Below are 6,824 nucleotides of genomic sequence, written 5' to 3'. Positions count from 1 at the left end.
AGTTTTGAGTAGGGGCGGTACCAAGAGTGCCCGCCCTGAGTTTTGAGTAGGGGCGGTACCAAGAGTGCCCGCCCTGAGTTTTGAGTAGGGGCGGTGCCAAGAGTGCCCGCCCTGAGTTTTGAGTTAAAATATCCAGACTTAAAAGCAGGTGATTTAATCAGGAAGCCTTGTAAAAGTTATGAGTTTTGAGTTAGATAAGTTTTTAATTCAAAAAAATTGTTGTACTCAAAATTCATAACTTTCTGCATAACGGGCAAGCTTACGATCGCAAAATTTTCCGATAGCGAGCTTGAATTACCGAGTAGATGCCATAGGCAATTAAACCCAAAGGTACTAGACCCAAAATCACTGGACTAAAAGGCTGTTGTCCCAGAATTGCCAACACCTCGCCCAATCCCTTCGTTTGACTGGCATCTGATAGCTTGGCTGCTTGAATTAAGAAAATACCGATTATAACGAAAACAATCCCACGGGCCGCAATTCCGAATCGACCCAACCGTATCGCCCAAGTTTGCTCGGTTTGGCTCATTTCATCTAGCTTGAAATGGCGGCGAAATTTGGCTTTATATGCTTCGTAGAAATAAGAAAATCCTACGCCAATAACAATTGATCCTGCCAATCCTACCAGCCATTGTCCAAACGGTTGCGCTAAAATTTGGGCTGTCAAATCTTCGGTTGTATTGCTCTTACCACCGCCCGAACCCATTATCAGTTTTACAGCCGTTAAAGCCAAACCTGCGTATCCTAAAGCACTTAAGCCGTAGCCAATGCGTTGGGCAATTCGCTTGGCATCCAATTTGTCTCCTTGGTGTTCTGGGTCGAGAATTGTCTGAACGATACGCCAAAGGGCATAACCAATAATGCCAATCGTTACAAGAAATAGCAGAAATTTACCGAAGGGTTGGTTAACAATTTCTGATAATGCACCGCTAGTATCGGTTGTCCTGCCGCCCATACTAAAGGCTGCTTGTGCTGCTAAAAAACCGACAATAAAGTAAACTAAGCCTTTGGAAGCATATCCCAATCTTGCCAGTCGCTCAAACCAGACATGAGAAGTTGCCTGTCCAATTGAGTGTTTAATGCTGTCGGTGGGTAAGTTGTGCGGTTTCATATTTTTTGACAATTTAGTTGTTCACGACTGCTGCCATAGGCAATGGTGCATTCCTTTCCAGTTAACTGAGTTCTTAAACAGATAATTTATGTTATTATTTATTAAGTTAAAATTACCTTGTTGAGAAATTTTTGTCATCTGTCTTGAGCGGGAGTGTCATCGGTTGATTGAGTGATAAAATTCACATTAAGTGGGCTTGACAAATATAGCTTTATGGGTTATTAAATGGCTTCCCTGATGGAGCAGTTTGCCAGGGGTCTAGTATATCTTTGATTAAAACTTCTTTAACCCAAATTTGAATAACAATTAGAATTGGTAGCCCTAAAAATAATCCCAAAAAGCCAAAGAAAAATCCGAATGCTGTCAAAAGAGCTAAGGTGTAAGCGGGAAGCAGAGATACCTGCTTTTCCATAATGATAGGTGTGACTAAGTTGCCTTCAACTTGTTGAATTAGGAAATAAAGCAACAACACCGCGCCTGCTTTTGAAGGCGAATCTAATAAAGCCAGCAGCAACGGTGGAATTACGCTTAAAATTGCGCCCATATAGGGAATTAAGGCTAATATGAATGCGAGAACGCCGTTCACAAAAGGCAGGGGAACTTGCAAAACCAACAAACCAATAATGCTCGTAATACCAATAAAACTCATGCTTAATGCAACGCCGGCCAACCAACCCATTAAACCCTCTTCGCATTTTGAGAGAATTTCATCGGCTCGCTGACGGTAAAAAGCCGGAAAAAGGCTGATAGCTGCGTGGCGGTATGGCATCGGATTTACCAGAAGCATGATTGTCAAAATGGTAATTAATAAGGTATTGAGAATCAAGCTGAGATAGTTGGAAAACAACAGATAAATAGGCGAACTTGTCCACCGAAAAAGCGTTTTAATTTCTTGGGTTAAATCGTCAATACTCGGAAGGTTATCAAAAATTGGTCCGGGTAATCTTGCTTGCAACCAATAGAACCAAACTCGCAGTTGTTCTATTCCTAGCGGGACGAGTTGGGACAACTCTTGAAATTGATTGCTCAGGCGCGTTACGATGAGAGTTAGCAAGACAGCGCTCGCTGTGACTAGAATCGCAATTGCTAAGGCGATCGCCACTCCCCGCTTCGCACCCGACTGCTGCAATCTTCGCACTAAACGGTTGAGAGCGATCGCTATAATTACGGCGGTAAAAAACAGTAAAACAATCGTTCTAATTGTCCACAAAATATAGAGGGAGGCTACCAAAGCCAAAAAACCGATCCACTTTCCTAAACCCACAACAAAAGCCTCTCTATTCACCCACACTTAACTGGAGCAGGGAGATTTTTTTGGCTAAACTTTCTACAGCGAGAGTGAGCGATCGCATCAATTCCGAATCCTCACTGTACTCTGCAGAAGCCAAATTCATCAGCCGCTGACTTTGGCTAATTTCTATTTCCTGACTCCACTCTTGTGCGGTAGTATCTTTATAAACCCCAATCGTTATTCCCTGTTGTTCATTCAAAAGCGAAAAACAAGGAATATCTGATGCCCCATCACCCACATAAATGACTTGCGTTAGCGGGATGTGCAATTCTTCCGCCGGAACATCCCGATAAACAAATGTCGTGCCATCGTCTTTTGGAGAGTTGTCAACGCCTTTGGCAAGTTGAAACAAATAGCGAGTTTTTTCCGTGTGAGTTACAATTTTTTTGACAAACTCAATCTCGCCTTCTTTACCATAATGGAACTCGCAACCCCACATCGCCTTAAACTTGGGGGCGATGCAATTATTACGGGCAATTTCCACCATACCGCAGCTAATTAGATAAAATTCAACTTCCACTTTGGGGTTGATTGCATAAGCGCTTTGGCGTAGGCGAGCGAACATTTCCGCAACGCCATCAAAGGGCGCTAATTTTTTCCCAAAATTGGCTATATATTGCTGGGTTATTTTGTTCCCTTGACGCTTAGATTCCTCGATAAGTGCGTAAAATCTGGCTAGAATATTGTCCCAACCGCTATCAATTAAAGGTTGAATTCGATCGCGACGAAAGGCGAGGGCATCAATATTGAGGCTTTCTAACAGACTATCGACGGTATCCGGGACAAGGGTATCGTCGAAGTCAAACACGACGGCGATATAGTTAGATAAAGGTTTGGTTGCGAGAGTCATAACAATTTGAAAGTGAAGGTTAACTAACAACAGCAACTTGATAGTTGCGATTTTCCCAATTTTGGGAAATAGTCCAGAAAAAAGTAAAGTGAATCGGAGATGTTTGATTGTGGTCGATTGCAATATCTAACAATTCAATTCCGATTGCTGTTGAGGAGGAGTTTGTATCTGTAACAGTTAGCCAGTTATCGCCAGACAAATGTAACTATTATTTTTGCGAAATTATGGCACGTTCACCTGCTAGCGCCACTATAAAAACCCTGTTTAACTTCCTCCTCCACTCGTTCCACTTATCCCGGTCAGTTGTAAAAGATAGATAACTGCAAAGCCGGCAAAAAATATCCCTGCAATTACCGTTCCACCCCAGATAAACTTCGAGGGTCGCAATTCCTTGGGCAGCATTCGATGATTCACATAAAGCGTTAATCCAGTCACAATGGGAATGTGAGCTGCTTCAATGCCTCCAGCCATTTGTAGCAAGGAAACGGGTTCGCCGAAAATCAGATAAATCGCAATGGGTAACGCAGCTAACAGCACTATAATATAAAATCGCTGCAAAAATTTTTCATTCGTCCAACGACCCTGCACGCCAAATCCTTGCAGTAAAATTTGCGTGCCATCGGCAAACATCCGCCCAAAGCCATCTTGGACTGAAAGCGTGGTGCTACCAAAAGTAATAAAAACAATTGCCACCATAAACCAAAAGCCAAATGGCCCCCAAAGGTCGCCTAGCAAACTACCCAAAATTTCTGCTACTTGTTGTTCTTTTGGCACTAATCCTTGGGGACGCAACAACTCGCCACCGAGAATCAAAAAAGCGAGTGCCGCTAACAGCGCACCCACGACTGCTAAGGTGTTGGATAAACTCATTAAAGTCACCCAACCCTGCAACCTTTTTACTTGTTCGTGGCCGATTTGATTAAAATCAAGGGGTTGTTCTTGTTTGAGGGAAGCAGCACCGTATCCTCTGGCTTCCACCCAATAGGAATACCACATCAATCCTGCTGCCCCTGCTAGCATAAAACCTAGCCAAGGTAGGATTTCTTGATATTGCACGTTTTGGGGAATTTGAGGCACTAAACCCGCTGCGAATTGTCGAAGGTTGGGAAAAACAAAAATCGCCGCGGCTACCACTGCCAACGTGCGGCCGATGCCGATAATTGAGGAAATTTTTTCAACAACTTTATACTGCCCCATGAACACAATTGCTGCCGTCACAGCGATAATAATCACCGTCCAAAGTTTAACTGTTCCTCCTGTTACTAGAATCAGTGCTGTAGCGGCGGCACCTGCAAGTCCGGCAACCGTGGAAATTGCTACTATCACCTGCGGCAATAAAATCAGCCAAATCGTCCAATTTTTTGGCCCAGGAATTTGCTTAAAACCTTCTAAAATCGTTGCGCCCGTACAAACCGAAAACCGCCCGACTTCGTTGTTGATAAACCACTTGAGGATAACAGCGGCTAGCAGCGCCCACAACAGCGAGTAGCCGTAAAGTGCTGCAATTCGAGGTGTAAATAGTAACTCACCAGAACCAGCAGCCGAAAGCATCCATAAAAAACTCGGCCCCAACCATTTAAAGCGATCCCAACCCTCTGGTGGCTGCGGGATTTGTTGATTTGTATTTTCACCCTGTTGGTTAGTTATTTGTGCAGAAGAACTGCGATTGCTATCTCTATTCATTGTTTGTTATTACTCGATTAGTAACTGGTCAACACCGATCGATTTACCCACGATTTATGGTGAGGTTGAAATTGTGGATTTTCATATTCCGGTGCTTCACAGCTTGTTAAAACGACGCTTGCTGCTGGCTTTTACCCAAAGTCCGATTAAACTTATATCTTGCACCATTCTCAATTAGCCTTTTAGGAACAGGCAAGATGCCTGTTCCACAAGAAAATCTACTCTTTGTGGAACGGGCAAGATGCCCGTTCTTGAGAATGCTGCAAGATGTGAGATTAAACCAAAGACAACTACGATCGCCAGCAAAAACGTTAGATTGAACTGAATGCCAAAGCCACTTGCATGATTGTGGCAACGTAAAACTCACAGCAGGTATTGGCCAATTGCAAATGATGGTACGCGCCAAGCCAAAAAAACTGCTGCTAGTCCCAAAAAAACGGCAATGTCCACAACGAATGCGATCGCACTCAGGCTTGACTAGGTTCTCAAGTTTGAGAGAGGACTTTTCCTTCCCAATTACAGCGAGCGAACCAGCTAGAAGCATCCACAATCGCATTCGTGGTTGAATTTTTGAATTGGTCAGGTTTTCTTGTACTCAAGGAATTAATTTTGTACAAAGATACCTCCTAAGACTGCCACTCTTACATTTTTACCCTACACCTATGTCGGGCAATGATTGTGCAAAATTAAAGCAAATAGCCAAATATATTACTTAAGATATATTGCTTTTACATTCAATTTTAAAATCACCCAACTTAAGATAGATGCTGCACGGCTATTTTTTCTCTACAGAGACTTTTTAGAAAAACCCAAAGTTCATTCTCAGGTTAGGCGCGTCGCTATTGTTTAGTTTGTATGCTGAGAACTACGAAGTTCATATAATTTAACAAGAGCGAGATGACACAAAATAGCGATCGAGCAAGCCAAGCAATAGAATTGCTGGGTCAACAAAAGTTGGAACTAAGCGATCGCGATCGTGAAGAGATCATTGAGCGCATCCGTCCCACTGCCTTAATCATTCACGAAACGATTAGGATTGAGGGTGAAAGTGAGTTGTGCCGTCCAGTTTCAGCCCTAGCTTGGTCTGGATTAGCCGCAGGACTATCTATGGGATTTTCCCTGGTGGCTCAAGGTGTACTCCAAGCAAATTTACCCCAGCAATCTTGGAGTTCCATCATTGTCAGCCTTGGGTACAGTATCGGCTTTGTCATCGTGGTGATGGGGCGTCAGCAGTTGTTCACTGAAAATACCCTGACTGTCATTCTGCCTTTGTTAAACGATCGCAGACCCAAAGTTTTTATGCGAGTGCTGCGATTATGGGGAATCGTGTTAGCAAGCAATTTGTTAGGTGCATTCATATTTGCCTCAATAGTTGCACAGGTTGGAGTCTTCCCGCCTGAATTTCAAACAGCGTTTGGCGAAATAGGTTTAAGAGTTATCGATGGAGGATTTTGGATAACTTTATTGCGGGCAATCTTTGCTGGTTGGTTAATTGCTTTAATGGTCTGGCTTCTCCCCGCCGCTGAGTCTTCCCAACTGTGGGTAATTGTTATCATCACTTCCCTGGTTGGGCTAGGTGAATTTCCTCATATTATTGCCGGATCGGTGGAAGTTTTCTATGCAGTGGCAATTAAAGCTGTTTCGTGGCCAGAATATTTTGGCAAATTCATGATACCTACCCTAATTGGTAATATTTTAGGCGGAGTTACCTTAGTTGCTGCCTTAAACCATGCCCAAGTTGCTCAAGATGACCTCTAGAAATTGCACTCCAATAAACTATATCAAGGGCATGGAGAACCCCGATTTCTCTAACAGGGTAAACGCATCTTAACTGGAACCCAAAATATGCTACAGTTAAATCCGACTAAATTTCAATGTAGTTTGTTGTA

General features: G+C 43.2%; 7 protein-coding genes. 3 read left to right on the top strand and 4 right to left on the bottom strand.

The window, feature by feature from the left end:
• Positions 1–259: 259 nt before the first annotated feature.
• From QUB12_RS12670 to QUB12_RS12655, 4 genes are all read right to left on the bottom strand, one after another.
• Positions 260–1,111: a DUF1206 domain-containing protein gene (locus QUB12_RS12670; protein ID WP_333144373.1), complete on the bottom strand. Its 852-nt coding sequence runs from the start codon at positions 1,109–1,111 to the stop codon at positions 260–262.
• A gap of 211 nt (positions 1,112–1,322) precedes the next feature.
• Entirely contained in the window at positions 1,323–2,396 is a 1,074-nt protein-coding gene (locus QUB12_RS12665) for an AI-2E family transporter (protein ID WP_333307017.1), read from the bottom strand.
• Entirely contained in the window at positions 2,389–3,252 is an 864-nt protein-coding gene (locus QUB12_RS12660) for an HAD hydrolase-like protein (RefSeq protein ID WP_333144371.1), read from the bottom strand. Before QUB12_RS12660 ends, QUB12_RS12665 begins: the two co-directional genes overlap by 8 nt.
• A 264-nt stretch (positions 3,253–3,516) precedes the next feature.
• Positions 3,517–4,935, bottom strand: a complete 1,419-nt coding sequence (locus tag QUB12_RS12655; protein ID WP_333144370.1) for an Nramp family divalent metal transporter — start codon at positions 4,933–4,935, stop codon at positions 3,517–3,519.
• On the opposite strand from QUB12_RS12655, the gene QUB12_RS12650 reads away from it, so the two are divergent.
• The 3 genes from QUB12_RS12650 to QUB12_RS12640 all read left to right on the top strand — a co-directional run bounded on the left by QUB12_RS12650 (position 4,919) and on the right by QUB12_RS12640 (position 6,693).
• Entirely contained in the window at positions 4,919–5,113 is a 195-nt protein-coding gene (locus QUB12_RS12650) for a hypothetical protein (RefSeq protein WP_333300272.1), read from the top strand. The genes QUB12_RS12655 and QUB12_RS12650 overlap by 17 nt on opposite strands.
• 19 nt (positions 5,114–5,132) lie before the next feature.
• A complete protein-coding gene (locus tag QUB12_RS12645) occupies positions 5,133–5,255 on the top strand; it encodes a hypothetical protein (RefSeq protein WP_333144369.1) in 123 nt (40 codons plus the stop codon).
• A 577-nt stretch (positions 5,256–5,832) separates the two neighbouring features.
• Positions 5,833–6,693, top strand: a complete 861-nt coding sequence (locus QUB12_RS12640; protein WP_333307015.1) for a formate/nitrite transporter family protein — start codon at positions 5,833–5,835, stop codon at positions 6,691–6,693.
• Positions 6,694–6,824 lie beyond the last annotated feature (131 nt).

It is taken from the genome of Microcoleus sp. B7-D4 (genome assembly GCF_036705125.1).
Taxonomy (GTDB): domain Bacteria; phylum Cyanobacteriota; class Cyanobacteriia; order Cyanobacteriales; family Microcoleaceae; genus Microcoleus.
This window is presented reverse-complemented; position numbering and strand designations above follow the sequence as displayed.